The following is a 17,978-nucleotide window of genomic DNA, read 5'->3' on the forward strand; positions in this document are numbered from 1 at the left end:
CCAATTGCCAATTGCCAATTGCCAATTGCCCATTCCTAGAGTCTCCTGGTGCGTTCTCTCGAGATAGTCCTTGCGGTTCTCGCGCTCGCTGCGGCCGTACTCCCGCGGCGCTGGACGGGCGCACGTATCGCCGCCGCGCTGGCGCTGTTACCCGTCGCGGCCGTTCACCTCACCACCGAAGGCTGGCGGTGGCAGATGGTGCCGCTCTACCTGGTCGGATCGCTCCTGTTCGCAGTCGCTGCCTGGGAGATGTTGAGTCCGGCCACGGAATCTCCAGAGTCATCCGGGCTGGCCCGGTCGCTCGGCGTGATTGGCCTTGCCGCGGTCGTTGCGCTGCCGGCGGTGGTGCCGGTTTGGGAGTTGCCGCAACCGACGGGGAAGTACGGGATCGGGACCGTCGAGACCGTGATCACGGACACCGGTCGCCGGGACCCATACGACCCTGAGGGTCGAGCGCGGCGACTCATGCTCCAGGTCTGGTACCCGGCTGATCCGGCCCGCGACGCCGATCCGGAGCCGTGGTTGGAGCAGTCGGACATCGTTGGGCCGGCCATCGCCGAGACCTTCGGGTTCCCGTCGTTTGCCCTCGGCCATAGCGCCTTGATCGACTCACACGGCTATTCGCAGGCTGCCATTGCCGGAACGGATGAGTTTCCCGTCGTCATCTACTCACACGGATGGAAGGGGTTGCGGGCGGCCGGTCTCGACCAGATCGAGGACCTGGTCAGTCACGGGTTCATCGTCGTGGCGCCGGACCATACTTACGGGGCGGCCGCCACTGCGTTTCCCGACGGAGAATTGGTGACCTACGAACCTTCTGCCCTTCCCGAGTTCGGAACGGTCCCCGACGAGGAGTACGACGAAGCTGCCCTAATACTGGTGGCCACTTTCGCGGCAGACCTGGGTTTCGTCATGGATGAACTCGAACGACTCAACGGTGACCCCGCCTGGCTGCTATCCGGTCGGATGGATCTGGACCGGATCGGGTTGTTCGGTCATTCCACGGGTGGGGGAGCCGTCGTCGCGATCTGCGCGGTCGATGAGCGATGCGACGCGGCGGTCGGGTTCGATCCGTGGGTGGAGCCGGTACCGGCGCAGATACTCGAGGACGGCTTCGATGTCCCGTTCCTGGCCATCAGGAGTGAAGAGTGGCTCGGCTACGACAACGACCCGGTGTTGCAGCGGTTTGCCCTGCGATCGTCAAAGACGGACCTGCTCGGATTGATGGGGGCCGGACACCAGGATTTCAGCGTGCTTCCTCGCTTCAGCGCCGTTTCCGTCGTGCTCGACCTGAAGGGCTCGATTGATTCTGATCGAGCCGCCGAAATCGTCAACACGTATCTGGTGAAGTTCTTTGAGGCAGAATTGAACGGAGGGCCGGACGTGCCGTCCGACCCCCTGTTCGAGGAAGTGTGCATCGGTCCCTGTTGAGAGCCCGATGCCCCCGACCGCTCAGTGGTTGGGAATGAGCGGGCAGAGGAACGCTGCCTCAGTAATCGGATCACCCACGATGATGTCACCGGCCATGGCAGCCGCGTGCACCTCTGCCGACGAGGTCAGCAGATAGGGCGTTGAAACCCACTCAACGGGGGTCGGCAGCCAGCGCCCGCCGTTGTAATCGGAGTTGCCGGGTGCGGCCTCAGCAACAGGCTCCTGACCGGGGACCAGAAACAGCTGGTCGTAGCTGGCGTTGTTCCCGTTGTAGGGAAGGGCCTTCTGGAGAATGGTCGCATAGACGTCTCCATCCGCCCGAATGGCATCCACCACAATGGGTGAACCCTTTTCGCCGCCGCGGGCCGCGGAAGCGGGCGCCGCGATCAACCCGACAGCCAGCAGGGCGGTAATCGCAATAACGATCGACTTTCGCATTGTCGTTCCTTTCTTCGCCGGTATCTCCGACGGTTTCCACATTGGCGGCCCCGTCTTTCAGCAGGGGAACGGCAACCGAAACAACCGAGAAACTCGTCGCCGGTCGGGTGCCGTTGCCGCCTCGGGGACGTACGATGGCTCCATGAACCGGACCACTTCGGAAGGGCGCGTGCTGGTCGTCGACGACGAACCGATGGTGCGCGAAGTGGTGACCAGGTACCTGGAGCACGATGGGTTCTCAGTGATCGCAGTTGAGAACGGGCGGGACGCTCTGGTCGCCGTCAAGAAGGCGGCTCCCGATCTGATCATCCTGGACATCATGCTGCCTGAGATTGACGGCCTCGATGTGCTGACCCGGCTGCGTCGGAGCGGCGATGTTCCGATCATCCTGCTGACCGCCCGTACCTCGGAGGCAGACCGCGTCCTCGGCCTCGAGCTCGGCGCAGACGACTACGTCGTCAAGCCCTTTTCGCCCAGGGAGCTGATTGCCAGGGTCCGGTCTGTTCTTCGCCGCAGCTCCAGGGAACCGGGCGGCCGCCGCCTGGAGTTCGGCGGGCTTCAGATCGATCCGGCCACGCGCGAGGTAATGGTCGACGGTACACCGGTGGAACTGACAGCCCGGGAGTTCGACCTGCTCGCCTTTCTGGCCGGCTCGCCCCGGCAGGTGTTCTCGCGTGCCCAACTGCTCTCGCAGGTCTGGGAGTCGTCTGCTGAGTGGCAGGATCCGGCCACCGTGACCGTGCACGTCCGGCGGGTCCGTCAGAAGATCGAACGTGACCCGGATGATCCACAGCGGTTGGTCACGGTCCGCGGTGTCGGCTACCGGTTCGAACCATGAGACTGCTGATTCCCCTGGCCGCCATCATGGTGGCGCTCGTGTTGCTGATCACCGAGGCGACGATGCAGCCGACCTCAGCCGATCGCGCACTGCTCTACGGCATCTTCGCAGGCGCCGCCGTTCTGACACTGCTGGTCGGTTGGCGTCTCCCGGCCATGACCCGAAAGTTCCACACGCTCCGCACCACCCTCCAGATTGTCGGCCTTGCCGCCGTCGTCATCGCGGCTGCCGCCGTTTCGGTGTCGGCCATCACGATGTTCCTGTCGACCCACGATCTCCGGCTGGTGCTGGTGGCCCTTCTCCTCGGGGTCGGGCTGGGTGTGGCACTGGCCGTGACGGTCACGAGGCCGCTGGCAGCCGACCTGGCGGATCTGGCGAGGGCCGCCGGCCGGGTGGGTGCCGGTGATCTCTCTGCCCGGACCAGCATCGAACGGGCAGACGAGGTAGGTGAAGTGGCCAGGGCGATGGACATGATGATCGACCAGCTCGGCGAGGCCCGGCGGATGCAGGAGCGATCGGACGAGGTGAGAAGGGAGTTCCTCGCCGCGCTGGGCCATGATCTGAGGACCCCGCTGACCTCAATGCGCGCGGCGGTTGAGGCGCTTCAGGATGGGCTCGCCCCCGATCCGGATCGCTATCTGAACTCGGTTGCGAAAGACATCGAGAACCTCTCCGTCCTCATCGACGACCTCTTTGAGTTGGCCACGCTCGAGGCGGGTGAGCGCCCGATGGACAAGATAGAGGTCGATCTCGCCGCACTCGCCGACGAGGTAGCCCATGCGATGGTACCGCTGACCGAGCCGCGCTCGATCAGCGTCCAGATCGAGGGCTCGGCGATTGTGTCTGCGAGTGAATTGGGGATGATGCGGGTCATGCGAAACCTCATCGAAAACGCCGTGCAGCACTCTCCAAGCGGCGGAACGGTGACGATCGAGGTGAGTGAGAACCAAGCGCACGCCACAGTGACCGTCGGTGATGATGGCCCCGGGTTCCCAGTCGATTTCAAGGATCGTGCTTTCGAAAGCTTCACGAGAGCGGATTCCGCGCGACGCCGCGGGGGTGCCGGACTCGGTCTCGCCATTGCCAGAGCGATCGTTGAGGCGCACAATGGAACCATCCGGATCAAAGATGGGGACGGCGGGACGATCGAATTCGTGCTTCCGATTAGTGACTCCAACGCCGTCCCGGAATCTACAACAAGTGGCCGAGAGCGCTAACTTGGATGTTCTACGGGGTGGTGGGAACCATTCCGCTGATTAGAGGAAGGGACATATGAGACGATCCATGAAACTCATTTTGCTTTTCGTGGTTTTCGCCGTGATCGCGGTTGCGTGCAGCAGCGAGACAACCGAGACAACGGAAGCCACGACCGATACCACGACACCTACCGCGACGGAGACCACTACGACTCCGACGACAGAACCGACGACCGCAACGACGGAACCTGCAGGGCCGAGGACCATCATCATCGGCACGACCGATGCAGTCTCGAGTCTCGACAGCGCGGACGCCTACGCGACCGCCGACTGGGAGCTGATCAAGGCCTTCAACGAGCCGCTGCTGCGGTTCCAGCCGGGAAGCAACTCCGTGCTGGAGCCGGGCATTGCCAGCCTTCCGGTGGCGAGCGAGGACGGTTTGAGCTGGGAAGTGACGCTGCGTGACGACCTCGTCTTTGGCGATGGGCTCGAGCTCACCGTCGACATGGCGGTCGAACAGCTCAACCGTTTGATGGACTCCGATCTCCAGGCGAGTGCTCCGAACCAGGTGGGCAACACGCTGGCGATTCCCTATGTGGAGAGCATCGAGGCTGTCGACGACAGGACCATCAGGTTCAATCTGCTGGGACCGGCCGGGTTCTTCCCGCAAATCCTGGCGGGCGCGCCGTATACGATCGCCCATCCGGACTTCTTTGCCCTGGATGAGATGAACCTGCTGCCGGAGGCGCCGATCTACGGGCTCGGTCCGTGGATCATCACCGAGAACACGGTGGCCGAGCAGACCGTGCTCGAGCCGAATCCGTACTACACAGGTGCCTATCCGGCCAAGGTGGATCGGATCATCGTCCAGCGTTTTGCCAATCCGAGCGCGATGGCCGATGCCGTCCGCGAGGGCGAGATCGACGTCGCCTGGCGCATCCTCGGCTCCCAGGCCGCCGATGAGCTCAAGTCCGTTGATGGTCTGACCGTGGAGACGATTCCTCAGGCGCCGATCCGGTACCTGATCGTCAACCATGCCGACGGCTTCGTAACGTCAGATCCGCTCGTTCGCCAGGCCTTGGCGGCGGCCATCGACCGCGATGAGCTCTCCGACGTAGTGTTCGGCGGCGCGGTGACTCCACTGCTGTCGCCGGTGCCGCCAGGGTTCCTTGGTGCCAACGAGGCATTTGAAGATGCCTTTCAAGCGCCAAACATCGACCTGGCGGTTGACCTGCTCACGCAGGCAGGCTATTCGGAGACCAACAAGCTGCAACTCGACCTTGGCTATCCGCCCGAGCACTACGGTGTTACCACCGCCGATGGCGTGCTGCTGGTCGCCCAACAATGGGAGGCCACCGGCCTGATCGATGTCAATGAGATCGCTCAGGAGTGGAGCACCTACGTATCGAACTGCACGAATGGGGACACCTATCCGGTCTGCGTGCTCGGTTGGTTCTTCGACTTCCCGGATGCCGAGAACTACCTGCAACCGTTCATCGAGGGTGACGGACTCGGGACGATGGTCCTGTGCCCGAACGATTCGTGCGGCGATGCCACCACGACGGGCATTGATCCGCTTCTCGGGCAACTGCTGCTCGACCAGCGGGCCGAGACGGATTTGGATGCGCGTGCTGCAATCATCGAGCAGTTGCAGGATGTGTACGCCGATGAGGTCGTCACGATCCCGCTGTGGCTGGAGCCGGAGTTCATCATCTACCGGGACGGGATCGTCGGGGACGGCTCCCTGCCAAATCCGCAGACACTCAACATCGGACCCGATTTCGAGTTCGTTTACTCGGTGTTGGACATAACCGACTAATCAGGAATTGGCGAAGGAGAACTGGGAGTGGGCTTGGCCCGCTCCCAGTTCTTTTTGGACGCGTCGACTAGCCTCGGGTTCCTGTGCACCCGTTGCTGATCGTCTTCTTGGTCTTCGGCATCCCGGCCGGGTTGGCCCTGGCATGGGTGTTCTTGCGCGGCAGTGAGTCTTTGCGCCGCTACATCCTCACTCGAATCGCCCTGACCGTGCCTATGGTCATCATCCTCATCTCGGTCGTCTTCTTTGTGCTGCGGGTCATGCCGGGCGATGTGGTCTCTTCGACACTGGGCCCGAAGGCGAGTGACGCTGCCCGGGCAAACATCATGGAAGCGCTCGGTCTCGACGATCCGCTCATCGTCCAGTATTTTCGATTCCTCGGGGACGTCGTCACCTTCGATCTCGGTGACTCTTTCATCGGCGCCCGCCGTCCGATCGTCGACGAGCTGGGAGAGCGGCTCCCGGCCACCCTCGAGCTGATCATCCCGGCTGCGATCGTCGCCCTGGGAAGCGGACTCCTTCTCGGGACGTTCGCGGCCGTCCGCCGCAAGAAACCGGCCGACTACGGGCTACGCCTCTACAGCGTCATCGTGTATTCGATGCCAATCTTCTGGCTGGGACTGCTCTTGCGACTCGTCTTCAGCGTTTGGTTGGATTGGACACCTATCGCCGGTCGTATCGACGTGGTGACCAACACCACGCTCGAGCGAACCACGAACCTGCTCTTTGTCGATGCAATCCTGAGCGGCAATTGGGCGGCCCTCAGCAGCGTTCTTCGTCATATGATCCTGCCGGCTATGACTCTGGGGTTGGTGCTGTCTGGCGTGTTCGTTCGTCTGACCCGGATCAACGTCATCGAGGCGCTGCAAGAGGACTACGTAGCGGCCGCCAGGGCACGCGGCATTCGCGAGCGCGTCGTGACGTACAGCTATGCCCTCAAGAATGCCATGATCCCCGTGGTGACCGTGATCGGATTGCAGGTGGCGATCTTGCTCGCCGGGGCCGTGCTCACCGAGACCGTCTTCAACTGGCCGGGCATGGGCCGCTACCTAATTGAACGTATCAGCTCTCGCGACTTCCAGGCAGTCCAATCGACAGTGGCCGTGTTCGCCTTGTTCGTCGCGATGATCAGTCTGGCGGTGGACGTGATCTACTCAGTCCTCGACCCACGGGTGAAGTACTGATGGCTGCCGAGTTCGAGTCAGCTCCGGATCCCGGTCAGGTCGCCGATTGGGAGCTCGAACTCCAGAAAGTCGGCTTCGCCAGGCGCGTGCTCATGGCGCGCAAGTGGTACAAGACCGACTGGTGGTTCGTCGCCATCTCAAGCGCCATGGTTGTTGCCTTCCTGATCGTCGCGGCCGTTCCCCAGTGGCTGGCAAGCCACGACCCTCTCGAACAGGTTGGCCCCCGCCTCCTGGCACCCGGCGAGCTCCCCGAACAGGAAATCCTCGTTGTACCGATCGGGGGTGCTTTTGCGGCTATCGCCGAGTTCGAACCGGGCGTGCGTACGCCTGTGGCGGTGGCCATCGATACCCCCTCGAGTGAGGCGGCTCGTGACGAGGCAGAGCGTGTCACCGCTGAGATAGCTGCAGCAGGTGGAGAAGGCCGGATCCGCCTGCAGATCGAGCGGTACGAGACTGCAGAAGAGGCGCTGGCCGGCGTTGAAGCAGGCGAAGCCGTGGCGGCTGTGATCTCCTCGAAGACCTACGAGTCCATCGCGGCGGAATTCCCGGCGTTGCAGAACTCCGGAGCCGTGTCGAGTGCCGACCAAGACTCCACCAGCTTTCCACTCGGCACGAACCAGGTGGGTCAGGACGTGTTGAGTCGGCTCATCTGGGGTGCCCGGATCGCCATCATCATCGGGTTCTCAGCCTCTATCGCCTCTTTTGTCATCGGTGTCCCGCTCGGGTTGCTGGCCGGCTTCGCGGGAGGCAAGCTCGACCGGGCCATGACCCTGGTCATGGACAGCATCTACGCCTTCCCAGGGCTCATCCTCGCCATCGCCATCACCGCGGTTCTCGGCCCCAGCATCTTCAACATCATCGTGGCCATCGCCGTGCTCTACATTCCCACGTACTATCGGATCGTGCGGGGTCAGACCCTGCAATCGAAAGAGGAGCTGTACGTGGAGGCGGCTCGCAGCCTCGGTGCCAAATCGAAGGTGATCCTTACCCGCTACATCTTCCCCAATGTCATCCCCTCGGTGGCCGTGATCTTCTCGGTCAACGTCGCCGATGCCATTCTCACCGGAGCCGGCTTGTCATTTCTCGGGCTGGGCTTGCCGCCGTCTACTCCAGACTGGGGCATCGACCTCGCCCGCGGCCAGGAATTCATCCGATCTGCCTGGTGGCTCATCACCTTCCCCGGTCTGGCGGTCATGCTGATCGTCCTCGCCTTCACGATGATGGGGGAGGGTCTCGTCGAGATCTTCAATCCGAAGTTGCGAGAGCGGTAGATGACCGAAGACGCTATCTACGGCCAGCGCATCACACTGGGTGAACCACCGCTCAAGGCCGGGGAGGTTCTCTACTCGCTGCGCGATGTTTCAGTGGAATACGGCACCAGGGCTGGGCCGGTGGCGGCAGTAGACCGGGTGTCGCTCGACATTCGCAAGGGAGAGATTCTCGGCCTGGTGGGAGAGTCGGGTTGCGGCAAATCGACTCTGGGCAAGGCCATGCTGCGCATGATCACCCGGCCCGGAAAGATCACGACCGGTGAGCTGTGGTTCGACGGAGTCGATCTCCTGACCTTGAGCGAAAGGAGAATGCGCGAGATACGGGGGGCTCGGCTCGGGATGGTGTTCCAGGATCCGATGACGTCGCTCAACCCGCTCTCGAAGATCGTCGACCACCTCACCGAGACGGTCATGACCCATGAACCCAATGTGTCAGAAGCCGCCGCCCGCGATCACGCCGCACAGCTCATCGGCCGCCTCGGCCTGCGCGAGGAGCGCATTGACGACTACCCCCACCAGTTCTCAGGGGGGATGCGCCAGCGCATCATGATCGCCCTCGCCCTGGCTCTCCAGGCCGACCTCGTTATCGCCGATGAGCCAACCACCGCCCTCGACGTCATCGTCGAAGCGCAGTTCCTCGACCTGCTGAGGGAACTGCGAGACGAGTTCGACCTCACCATCGTCCTGATCACCCACAACATCGGGGTGGTGGCCGAGGTGGCCGATCGCGTGGCCGTGATGTACGCCGGGCGGATGGCCGAGCTTGCCTCGGTCAACGACCTGTTCCTCGATACCAAACACCCGTATGGGCAGGGCCTCTTGCGGGCGGTGCCGAATATCGAGCTGGACGGTGCCGAGCTCTATCAAATGGCGGGGGCACCACCCAACCTGCTCCACACCCCGTCGGGCTGCGCCTTTCATCCCCGGTGCCCGGCTGTCATGCCGATCTGCTCTCAACGTCAGCCGGAATTCCTGCCATTAGAAGGCGATCACTACACCGCATGCTGGCTGTATCAGGATCACCCCGCCAAACCGGGAGGCCACGATGCCTGATCCGCAGCCGGTCCGGGAGTTCCATGATGAAGGAGGCGAGCAGGACAACCTCGTTGAGGTTACCCATGTCAAGAAGTGGTTTCCGGTTCAGAAGGGGTTCATCGCCAGTCTGCTGTCGCGCGGTCACATCGACTACGTGAAAGCGGTCGACGACGTGTCCTTCACGATCAAGCGGGGCGAGGTTCTCGGCCTGGCGGGGGAGAGCGGCTCGGGCAAGTCGACGGTTGGACGGTTGGTGTTGCGCCTCCTCGACGCCACCGAGGGTCACGTCAAGGTCGACGGTGTCGACCTCGGGACTCTCAAACGCGAAGACCTCCGTAAGGCTAGGAGCAAGATGCAAGTGGTGTTCCAGGATCCGCTTGCGTCGCTCAACCCGCGCATGACCGTGGGTCAGGCGATTGAGCACCCGGCTCAAATCCACCTTCCCGACACGACCTTCGAGGAACGCAAGCAGCTCGTGTTCGAGCTCCTCGAGGCGGTCGGGATGTCGCCGCCGGACTTTTTCTACGACAAGTACCCGCATCAGGTCTCGGGAGGCCAGCGCCAGCGCATCGTGCTGGCTCGCGCCTTGATCACCCGCCCCGAGTTGATCGTGGCCGACGAACCGATCGCCTCGGCCGACGTTTCAGTGCAGGCGCTGCTCCTGGAGCTCATGATCAAATTGAAGGACGAGTTCGATCTCACCTATCTGTTCATCACCCACGACCTTGCCACCACCAAGTACATCTGTGACCGGATCGCCATCATGTACCTCGGCAAGATCGTCGAGATCGGGCTACTCGCCGAAGTCTTCAACAATCCTCGCCATCCCTATACGAGATCGTTACTTGCCGCGGTTCCGGTGCCGGACCCACGCCACCGGAGGACTGAGCCGCTGCCCCAGGGCGAGATCCCGAACCCGATCAACCCGCCGTCCGGATGCCGCTTCCATCCACGGTGTCCGATCGCGGTTGAGGGCGTGTGTGATGTCGAGGATCCTCAAATGGCGCCGTCCGGGACCTCTGAGGACCATTTCGCGGCGTGCCACCTCCGCACCGGCGCCTATCAGCACCTCGACCGCCGGCCCACCTGACCCCCCGAACTGTTTTCGCGCGGGGATTGCCCCCTATAGGGTGGAGTTCCCGCGCGAAAACGGTTTGTTACTTGCGGATCAGGCGGCGTTGTTCTTTTATCAGTTCGAGGTTCGGGGTCGAGATCTGCTCGTATGTCATGTACGCCTCTGGATTGACCGATTTGACGATCCGCATGGCCTCCCGCGACCGCTTTCGCGGGATCACGGTGAATGTGACCCGGACCGCGCCGTCCATGCCCTCGGCGTTGACGACGGTCGCCCCGAAACCGGCCTCCCGCAAGGCGGGCGCCGCCGCCGGGCTTTCGACCGGTGCGACGATCTGGAGAAGGCTGTCGCCCAGGGCGAGCCAGCGCTCAACGGTTCCACCGAGCATCGTTCCCGCCGAGAACCCACCGGCGAAGGCAACGATCTTGAGGGGTGAATCGAGGTTCGTGAGAACCTGACCGGCCGCCAGGACCCAGACCAGCGATTCGAAGAAGCCGAGGGCGCCGGCGAGGAGTCTCCGCCCGCGGACGAGCATCACGATGCGCAGCGTACCGAGGGTCTGATCGGTGACGCGCATGAAGAAGATCAGGAGTGCGCTGAGAATGAGGGCCATGAGGCACTGAGTGTAGGGGCCCGTCGATCATGACCGGTCGATCGGCCTGGTAGCGTCCCATTCCCGTTCTGGAGAGCAGATGCCCGCCCCCGCAGCCAATGTCACGCCCCCCGAAGGTGTCGACTACGCCCGCAAATGGCAGGCGATGGTGGCGGTCGGCCTCGGCATCATCATGTCGACAATCGATGGTTCCATCGTCAACGTGGCTTTGCCGACGCTCGTCGATGCATTCGACACGACCTTCCCGGTTGTGCAGTGGGTCGTTCTTGCCTACTCACTCACCCTTGCGTCGCTCTCGCTGATGGTCGGCCGCCTCGGCGACATGATCGGCAAGAAACCGATCTACACCGCCGGCTTTGTCGTATTCACGTCCGGATCGGTGCTGGCCGGGCTCTCGCCGAGCATCGGTTGGCTCATCGGATTCCGGGTGCTCCAGGCGCTCGGCGCGGTGATGGTTCTGTCGCTGGGACTGGCAATCGTGGCGGAGGCGTTCCCTCCCTGGGAGCGAGGCCGGGCACTCGGCATCGCCGGCAGCCTGGTTTCGATCGGTATCGTCGTCGGCCCCACCGTTGGTGGCCTGTTGATTCAGACGCTCGACTGGCGCTGGATCTTCTATGTGAATCTTCCGATCGGCGTGGTGGGGACGGTCGCAGCCTCGCGGTTCGTTCCGGCGGTTCGACCCAGGGGAGGCCAGACGTTCGACCACCCGGGGGCCGTGCTCCTCTTCTTCACCCTCCTCTGTATCTCCCTGGCGTTGACGGTCGGCCAGACCGTGGGGTTCGCCGATGGGCGGATACTGCTGCTGTTTGCGGGCGCAGTGATCGGCCTCATCTCGTTCGTGAAGTTCGAACTCAGGCGAGTCCAGCCGATGCTGGACCTGCGGTTGTTCCGCCAGCGCCTGCTATCGGTCAGCGTCGGCACCGGATATCTGACCTTCGTGGCAGTTGCCGGATCATTCATCCTCTTTCCGTTCTACCTTCAGAATGTGCTCGGGTATGAACCGGGCGCCGTCGGTGTGATGCTGGCCGGACCATCGGTGGCAATCGCGCTCATCGCACCGATCAGCGGAAGCCTGTCGGATCGATTCGGCTCCAGGCCGATGACGGTGGTCGGGCTGGCCGTTCTCGTTGTCGGCTATGCGTCTCTGCGGACGCTGGGTGTCGACACGTCCGCCATCGGGTTTGTCCTCTTGACGGTGCCGATCGGTGTCGGCATGGGCATGTTCCAATCGCCCAACAACAGCGCCATCATGGGATCCGTGCCTCCCGAGCAATACGGGGTCGCTTCCGGCCTACTGTCGATCACTCGCATACTCGGCCAGGTGACAGGTATCGCTCTCCTGGGCGCATTCTGGGCGATACGGGTGGCGGCCAATTCCGGAAGCGAGTACCGGGGTGCGGCCACCACGGCCGGGACAGGTGCACAGGTGGCGGCCTTTCGTGATGTGATGCTGGTGGTCTCGGTGGCGATCGCCCTAGGCCTCGGGGCGGCGATCTGGGGATTGGCGGAAGAACGCCGTAGCCGCCAGGACGGCACCCACCAGAAGACCAGCCGAGTACCACCAGATCGGGCCGGAACCGAGTGAGGGTCGGATCGGCTCGGTGATCAGCCGGATCGCGCCGGCGGTGGCCAGAGCACCGGCCGCCACCACACCGGGACGGGTGAGCCGACGGAGCAGAAATAGCGCACCGAGAGCGGCGGCCGCGAAGACAAACGCCGCATAGAGCTCGGTTGGATGTCGGGTGAGGGAAGAGCCGGGCTCCGCAAACGCCCAGGGGACCTCCGAGCGAGTACCGAGACATGTCCCCCTGAACACGCACCCACCGTGCCAACCGGCCAGCCCGGCGAGCACCGCCGGTGAGACGAGGTCCAGCGCGGCGGGCAGCGAGCGGCGGATTGCCCAGATGAGGAACAACAGCGCGCCGATGCTGGCGAAACCGGTGTCGACGCCACCCCTGATCAAGATGATGTCGGCCGGGTGAGTCAACGGATTCGTCCCGGTGAGGAGCATCGCGGCGATACGCCCGGCCACCAATCCAAAGACGGCCGCGCCCAGGAGGGTATCGAACCAATCGGACCGATCGTCCGGAAGGAGGCCAAGGCGCCGTTCGAGTCGCAGCATCAGCCATAGAGCGCCGACTGCCAGCAATGCCGCCCAGAGCAGGGTGAACTCCATCAGGCGTTCACAGAGATACTGCGGTTGAGCCGCGTTGGTCGATCGGGAGGTTCTAGGTTGTAGGTTGTAGGTTCTGCCGGCGTCGTACGTGCCCGGAACCTAGAACCCAAAACCCAGAACCTCGAACGTCTCTTTGTCATCGGTTCAGGATCTCGTCTATCTGGAGTGAGAGGGTGCGCTCGTCGATCACGCCGTTGTGCCGGTAGACGAGCTCGCCTCCCGGTGCGAAGAAGTAGGTGATGGGCACTCCGACCCCGCCCAGCCTTGCCCGCACCGTTCCGGACCTATCGAAGTAGTTGTCGAATTCGAGGCCGTACTCGGAGATGAACTGGCGGGCGTTCTCTTGGGTGTCTTCAATATCAACACCGATGAAGCTCACCCGGTCACCGAACGCCTCATAGGCCGCGAAGAGCAGAGGGGCTTCAGATCGGCAGGGAATACACCAGGAAGCCCACACATTCAGCACGATCGGATCCCCGGATTCGAGGAGGCTGCTGAGGATCGCATCATCGATCGGGGGCAACTCAGGCACCTCGAGCGGAGCAGACGTGGTTCCACAGGCGGTCAGGATCACGATGATGCTCAGCACTGTCGCCGCCATTCGTCTCATGGGTCCGCTCTCGGAAGTCGAATCGTGAAGGTCGATCCCCGGCCGGGGCCGGCTGAGCCGACAGTCAGCTCGCCGTCGTGTGAGCGTACGATCGTGCGCGAAATCGTGAGTCCGATTCCCGACCCGGCAGAGGTCTTCCCTTCGCCCTCAACGCGATGAAAGCGCTCGAAGATCTGCTGGAGTTCGTCCGGCGGGATGCCCTCTCCGGTGTCGTGAACGGACACCTCGCACGAAACCTCATCGCATGAGGCCGTCAACCACACGCGTCCTCCCTCCGGTGTATGGACGAGCGCGTTGCCCACGATGTTGGTGAAGGCCTGCGCCAGGCGATCGGCGTCTCCGTGGATCGGCAAGTCGGGCGCCGGCCCGATCGAAAGCTCGACTTCCTTGTCGAGGAACTGTGGCCGGAGCCGCTCGGCTGCCCGGGCGGCGACCTCGCCGAGGTCCGCATGCTGTAGGTCAAGGACCAGTGCCCCCTCCTCAGCGCGCGAGAGCAGTGCGAGGTCGGCGGTGAGTCGCTTCAGTCGGGTTGCCTCCTCGGCTACTTCGAGGTAGACCTCTGGAGTCGGTTCGAAGACGCCGTCGATCAAGCCCTCCATGTAACCCTGGATGGTGGTGAGCGGGGTGCGGAGCTCATGAGCGAGGTCCGACATGAGCCTGCTTCGCTGCTGCTCCGTCCTGGCGAGCGTGTCGCCGAGCGCGTTGACATCCGTGGCGAGTTTGGCGAGTTCCACCTCACGGGGAACCGGTACCCGTTCGTCGTATCGACCGTCGGCAAGTCGCCGCGTGGCTGCCTGTACGTTGCGCAATGGTCGCAGAATGCGTCGTGACGTCAGCGCAGCCAGGGCGGTCGCCAGGACGAGGCTGGCGAGGAGAGCTATCCACAAGCCCTTGTTGAGGGCATCGTCGAAGGCGTTCTCGAGGTCTATGACGATCGTCTCAGTGCCGCCGACTCCTCTTGGCCCCTGCTGGGCCGCCTCGAATTCGGTCGGGTTCAGCGCTTCTGCTCCATGAGACCGAGTTCCTCCGTCGCCCGATCGTGGGGCCGCATCGCTTCCGCTACCACCGGTACCACCGGTACCTCCTGTTCCACCTGTTCCACCTGCGCCTCCGGTTCCACCCGGCCCGCCCGGACCGCCCGGACCGCTCCCGTCGTTGCCGGGGCCCATTCCGGGGGTGGTGGCAGCGGTCGTCGGGGTCGCGCCGTCGCTGGTCGGTGAGGAGTCGCCGGTCTGACCCGCAGTCGGGTCCGTGGTCCCGCTCAAGACTGTTGAATCAGTGGTCTCCGGAGTGGCCTGCCTTCCGAATCCGTACTGCTGTCCGATCGTCGACACCTGCGCTTCGAACTCGGACGGCGCCAGGAGTTGCAGCGTCACCGTCATGACGGTCAACGTCACACCGATCACTCCTACATACGACAGGAGGAGGCGAACATCGAGGCGGCGGAGGACCTTCATGACTCGAGCAAGAACTTGTAGCCGACACCGCGAACCGTCCCGATGATGGTTGGCTGAGTGGCATCGTCGCCGAGTGCCTTGCGAAGATTCCGAACGTGGACATCGACAACGCGTTCGTCTCCGAAGAAATCCCAACCCCAGACGCGTTCGAGGAGCTGGCGTCTGCTGAACACTCTCCCCGGTTCGGAGACGAGCGCAGCCAGAAGGTCGAATTCGAGCGCCGTGAGTTCCACCGGCGCTCCAGAACGGGTGACCTCACGGCGGTCTCCGTCCAGGGTGAGCCCATCAAAGCGGAAGGCGTTGGCTTCTGGTTTCGGAAGACCACGATCGCGTCTGAGCACGGCTTTGATGCGGGCGAGGAGTTCGCGCGGGCTAAACGGCTTGGAGAGGTAATCGTCGGCGCCGACGGAAAGACCGATCAGTTTGTCGACCTCCTCAGTCTTGGCCGTCAGCATCACAACGTAAACGTTTGAGAACGTTCGCAACTCGCGCAGGACCTCAATGCCATCGAGGCCCGGGAGCATGACATCCAGCACGATCAAATCAGGGTTATGGGACCGTGCTTTGTCTAGCGCCTCCCGGCCGCCGGCCGCCTCAATGACCGTGTAGCCGTCCTTTTCGAGATAGGCGCGAACGAGTTGACGGATCTTGCGTTCGTCGTCGACGACCAGGATCGTTCGATCGCTCACAGGGCCATCCTAGGGATGGCATGAAGGACCACGGGCATAGCCCAACCTCCCCCGAGGGGAGCGGGGGAGGTTGGCGCCGGGGACACGATGCCTACTTGCGGCCGCCCGGTCCGGCTCCGTTCTGATTGGCGGATCCGCCCGGGGAGGCAGAGGCGTTTCCACCCGGTCCGGGGCCGAACTCGTTTCCGATACCGTCCCGGGTTCCAGCTTGGATTGGGCCGGTGCCGTCCTGGGGTCCTGGACCGTTTCCGGTCGTTGCAGGCCCGTAGCCGGCTCCGTCGCCATCCTGGTCACCGAACGGACCGTATGGGGCTTCTTCGGCAGTCGGTCCGAATGGTCCGAATGGTCCATCACCGTCGCACTCGCCGTCGCATTCACCTGGCCCGTAGCCGACTCCGTCGCCATCCTGGTCACCGAACGGACCGTATGGGGCTTCTTCGGCAGTCGGTCCGAATGGTCCGAATGGTCCATCACCGTCGCACTCGCCGTCGCATTCACCTGGCCCAAAACCCTGGCGCTGGAATGGGGCCGCTGCGGAGCCCATCGGGCCTGCACCAAAGCGGGAGCCGGTCTGTGATTGTGCTCCGGCCTGGAGCCTGATCATCTGGGGCTCGCCCTTCTCGATGTAGTACGAGCAGTCCGAAGGGTCGCCGCCGCCGAGCCTGATCTGCTTGGTTTGGGGGGCGTCGTCCGCTTGTGCTACTGCGATCGAGGCGGGAATCATCAATGCCGCTACCAACCCGAAAACCGTCACGATTCGTTTCATATGCTTGCTCCTTCCTTCATGTTCAGTGCATCACCTGCAGGTGAAGGACCAACGGCCCGGCGTATGAAGGTTTCGTGAAGAAGGGGCAATGCTCCGCTAGGTTGAACACCATGGCGCGTAGACCACATATCATTGCGATGGTTCTGGCGGGAGGGAAAGGCAACCGCCTGTTCCCGCTCACCAGGGCACGAGCGAAACCGGCCGTCCCATTTGGCGGGCACTATCGATTGGTGGATTTCGTCCTCTCCAATCTGGTCAACGCCAACTACCGTCGCATAGCTGTGCTCACCCAGTACAAGAGCCACAGCCTCGACGTGCACCTCTCGCAAACGTGGCGCCTGTCACCGATTCTGGGAAGCTACGTGACCCCGGTTCCGGCACAGATGCGTCGTGGTCCTCATTGGTATGCGGGCAGCGCCGACGCGATAGCGCAGAACCTCAATATCCTCAGCGACGAGCGCCCCGACTACGTGATCGTATTCGGAGCCGACCACATCTACCGGATGGACCCGGCTCAGATGGTGCAACAACACATCGACTCGGGTGCAGGCGTCACCATCGCAGCCATCCCGGTCCCGATCGAAGGCGCCTCGGATTTCGGGATCATCGACGCCGATGCAGACGGCAAGATCAAACAGTTCCTCGAGAAGCCGGCGGACCCTCCTGCCATGCCCGGACGACCCGACATGGCGCATGCATCAATGGGCAACTACGTGTTCACCGCCGACATCCTGAGAGAAGCGGTTTTGTACGACGCAGAGGACGAGGAGTCCCGTCACGATCTTGGCGGGAACGTCATGCCGTATATGACGGAACGCGGCCTCGCCCGTGTGTACGACTTCGCCGGGAACGACGTACCGGGACAGGAGGAACAAGAACGCGGGTACTGGCGCGACGTTGGGACGCTCGATGCCTACTTCGAAGCCTCAATGGACCTGATCGCCACATCGCCGGTCTTCAACCTGTACAACGAGGAGTGGCCGATCTTCACCTGGCACTTCCCGTATCCGCCCGCGAAGTTCGTTCACGATGAAGACGGCCGGCGCGGCCATGCAATCAACTCGATTGTCTCCAACGGAGCGATCGTTTCCGGTGCGACGGTGCGCCGGTCGATTCTGTCACCCGATGTGCGGGTGCGTTCCTACACGGTCGTTGAGGACTCCGTGCTGTTGGACGGCGTGACCGTCGGGCGTGGTGCTGTGATCCGGAGGGCGATCATCGACAAGGACGTGATGGTCCCGGACGGGTTCCAGATCGGTGTCGACCTCGAGGCGGATCGGCAACGGTTCACGATCTCCGAAGGCGGGATCGTCGTAGTTGGCAAGGGCCATCTGATCGAGTAGGGCAGGTCGCCCGCGGGGCCGATTCCCGATTGGCGTGTGC

17 protein-coding genes are annotated in these 17,978 nt (G+C 63.2%); 10 read left to right on the forward strand and 7 right to left on the reverse strand.

Features of this window, described 5'->3' with window-relative positions:
* Nucleotides 1-48: 48 nt before the first annotated feature.
* Nucleotides 49-1,431, forward strand: a complete 1,383-nt coding sequence (locus P1T08_10185) for a dienelactone hydrolase family protein (GenBank protein MDF1596446.1) — start codon at nucleotides 49-51, stop codon at nucleotides 1,429-1,431.
* A 21-nt stretch (nucleotides 1,432-1,452) separates the two neighbouring features.
* Here the strand turns inward: P1T08_10185 and P1T08_10190 are convergent, their stop codons facing one another.
* On the reverse strand, nucleotides 1,453-1,869 hold the full coding sequence (locus P1T08_10190; GenBank protein MDF1596447.1) for a hypothetical protein: 417 nt from the start codon (nucleotides 1,867-1,869) through the stop codon (nucleotides 1,453-1,455).
* Between the two features lie 142 nt (nucleotides 1,870-2,011).
* Between P1T08_10190 and P1T08_10195 the strand changes: the two genes are divergently transcribed.
* The 7 genes from P1T08_10195 to P1T08_10225 all read left to right on the forward strand — a co-directional run bounded on the left by P1T08_10195 (nucleotide 2,012) and on the right by P1T08_10225 (nucleotide 10,299).
* Entirely contained in the window at nucleotides 2,012-2,707 is a 696-nt protein-coding gene (locus P1T08_10195; GenBank protein MDF1596448.1) for a response regulator transcription factor, read from the forward strand.
* Entirely contained in the window at nucleotides 2,704-3,924 is a 1,221-nt protein-coding gene (locus tag P1T08_10200; protein ID MDF1596449.1) for a HAMP domain-containing sensor histidine kinase, read from the forward strand. Before P1T08_10195 ends, P1T08_10200 begins: the two co-directional genes overlap by 4 nt.
* A gap of 67 nt (nucleotides 3,925-3,991) precedes the next feature.
* Nucleotides 3,992-5,722, forward strand: a complete 1,731-nt coding sequence (locus tag P1T08_10205; protein MDF1596450.1) for an ABC transporter substrate-binding protein — start codon at nucleotides 3,992-3,994, stop codon at nucleotides 5,720-5,722.
* 83 nt (nucleotides 5,723-5,805) lie between these two features.
* Nucleotides 5,806-6,903, forward strand: a complete 1,098-nt coding sequence (locus tag P1T08_10210; GenBank protein MDF1596451.1) for an ABC transporter permease — start codon at nucleotides 5,806-5,808, stop codon at nucleotides 6,901-6,903.
* On the forward strand, nucleotides 6,903-8,174 hold the full coding sequence (locus P1T08_10215) for an ABC transporter permease (protein ID MDF1596452.1): 1,272 nt from the start codon (nucleotides 6,903-6,905) through the stop codon (nucleotides 8,172-8,174). The genes P1T08_10210 and P1T08_10215 overlap by 1 nt, the downstream gene beginning before the upstream one ends.
* Nucleotides 8,175-9,227: an ABC transporter ATP-binding protein gene (locus P1T08_10220; GenBank protein ID MDF1596453.1), complete on the forward strand. Its 1,053-nt coding sequence runs from the start codon at nucleotides 8,175-8,177 to the stop codon at nucleotides 9,225-9,227.
* Complete coding sequence (locus tag P1T08_10225) at nucleotides 9,220-10,299, forward strand: ABC transporter ATP-binding protein (GenBank protein MDF1596454.1); 1,080 nt, start codon at nucleotides 9,220-9,222, stop codon at nucleotides 10,297-10,299. Before P1T08_10220 ends, P1T08_10225 begins: the two co-directional genes overlap by 8 nt.
* Nucleotides 10,300-10,366: 67 nt before the next feature.
* Here P1T08_10225 and P1T08_10230 read toward each other — a convergent pair whose 3' ends face one another.
* A complete protein-coding gene (locus tag P1T08_10230) occupies nucleotides 10,367-10,897 on the reverse strand; it encodes a DUF5698 domain-containing protein (GenBank protein ID MDF1596455.1) in 531 nt (176 codons plus the stop codon).
* 79 nt (nucleotides 10,898-10,976) lie between these two features.
* Between P1T08_10230 and P1T08_10235 the strand changes: the two genes are divergently transcribed.
* Nucleotides 10,977-12,482 carry an MFS transporter gene (locus P1T08_10235; GenBank protein MDF1596456.1) on the forward strand — a complete coding sequence of 502 codons (1,506 nt, stop codon included), beginning with the start codon at nucleotides 10,977-10,979 and terminating at the stop codon, nucleotides 12,480-12,482.
* Here the strand turns inward: P1T08_10235 and P1T08_10240 are convergent.
* From P1T08_10240 to P1T08_10260, 5 genes are all read right to left on the reverse strand, one after another.
* A complete protein-coding gene (locus tag P1T08_10240) occupies nucleotides 12,372-13,073 on the reverse strand; it encodes a prolipoprotein diacylglyceryl transferase (GenBank protein MDF1596457.1) in 702 nt (233 codons plus the stop codon). The genes P1T08_10235 and P1T08_10240 overlap by 111 nt on opposite strands.
* A 136-nt stretch (nucleotides 13,074-13,209) precedes the next feature.
* The gene (locus tag P1T08_10245; protein ID MDF1596458.1) at nucleotides 13,210-13,674 is read right to left on the reverse strand and encodes a TlpA disulfide reductase family protein; all 465 of its coding nucleotides are present in this window, start codon (nucleotides 13,672-13,674) and stop codon (nucleotides 13,210-13,212) included.
* A gap of 5 nt (nucleotides 13,675-13,679) precedes the next feature.
* Nucleotides 13,680-15,140, reverse strand: a complete 1,461-nt coding sequence (locus P1T08_10250) for a HAMP domain-containing sensor histidine kinase (protein ID MDF1596459.1) — start codon at nucleotides 15,138-15,140, stop codon at nucleotides 13,680-13,682.
* A complete protein-coding gene (locus P1T08_10255) occupies nucleotides 15,137-15,829 on the reverse strand; it encodes a response regulator transcription factor (protein MDF1596460.1) in 693 nt (230 codons plus the stop codon). Before P1T08_10255 ends, P1T08_10250 begins: the two co-directional genes overlap by 4 nt.
* Nucleotides 15,830-15,920: 91 nt before the next feature.
* Entirely contained in the window at nucleotides 15,921-16,595 is a 675-nt protein-coding gene (locus tag P1T08_10260) for a hypothetical protein (protein ID MDF1596461.1), read from the reverse strand.
* 110 nt (nucleotides 16,596-16,705) lie between these two features.
* Here P1T08_10260 and glgC point away from each other — a divergent pair, with 110 nt between their 5' ends.
* A complete protein-coding gene (glgC, locus tag P1T08_10265) occupies nucleotides 16,706-17,938 on the forward strand; it encodes a glucose-1-phosphate adenylyltransferase (protein ID MDF1596462.1) in 1,233 nt (410 codons plus the stop codon).
* The last annotated feature ends 40 nt before the right edge of the window (nucleotides 17,939-17,978 follow it).

This window comes from Acidimicrobiia bacterium, assembly GCA_029210695.1.
Taxonomy (GTDB): Bacteria; Actinomycetota; Acidimicrobiia; order Spongiisociales; family JAHEDJ01; genus JAHEDJ01.

Bases quoted from the DNA above. Each gene is read 5' to 3' on its own strand.
- P1T08_10190 (MDF1596447.1), bottom strand. From the start codon at position 1,869: ATGCGAAAGTCGATCGTTATTGCGATTACCGCCCTGCTGGCTGTCGGG.
- P1T08_10195 (MDF1596448.1), top strand. From the start codon at position 2,012: ATGAACCGGACCACTTCGGAAGGGCGCGTGCTGGTCGTCGACGACGAA.
- P1T08_10200 (MDF1596449.1), top strand. From the start codon at position 2,704: ATGAGACTGCTGATTCCCCTGGCCGCCATCATGGTGGCGCTCGTGTTG.
- P1T08_10205 (MDF1596450.1), top strand. From the start codon at position 3,992: ATGAAACTCATTTTGCTTTTCGTGGTTTTCGCCGTGATCGCGGTTGCG.
- P1T08_10215 (MDF1596452.1), top strand. From the start codon at position 6,903: ATGGCTGCCGAGTTCGAGTCAGCTCCGGATCCCGGTCAGGTCGCCGAT.
- P1T08_10220 (MDF1596453.1), top strand. From the start codon at position 8,175: ATGACCGAAGACGCTATCTACGGCCAGCGCATCACACTGGGTGAACCA.
- P1T08_10225 (MDF1596454.1), top strand. From the start codon at position 9,220: ATGCCTGATCCGCAGCCGGTCCGGGAGTTCCATGATGAAGGAGGCGAG.
- P1T08_10230 (MDF1596455.1), bottom strand. From the start codon at position 10,897: ATGGCCCTCATTCTCAGCGCACTCCTGATCTTCTTCATGCGCGTCACC.
- P1T08_10235 (MDF1596456.1), top strand. From the start codon at position 10,977: ATGCCCGCCCCCGCAGCCAATGTCACGCCCCCCGAAGGTGTCGACTAC.
- P1T08_10240 (MDF1596457.1), bottom strand. From the start codon at position 13,073: ATGGAGTTCACCCTGCTCTGGGCGGCATTGCTGGCAGTCGGCGCTCTA.
- P1T08_10245 (MDF1596458.1), bottom strand. From the start codon at position 13,674: ATGGCGGCGACAGTGCTGAGCATCATCGTGATCCTGACCGCCTGTGGA.
- P1T08_10250 (MDF1596459.1), bottom strand. From the start codon at position 15,140: ATGAAGGTCCTCCGCCGCCTCGATGTTCGCCTCCTCCTGTCGTATGTA.
- P1T08_10260 (MDF1596461.1), bottom strand. From the start codon at position 16,595: ATGAAACGAATCGTGACGGTTTTCGGGTTGGTAGCGGCATTGATGATT.
- glgC (MDF1596462.1), top strand. From the start codon at position 16,706: ATGGCGCGTAGACCACATATCATTGCGATGGTTCTGGCGGGAGGGAAA.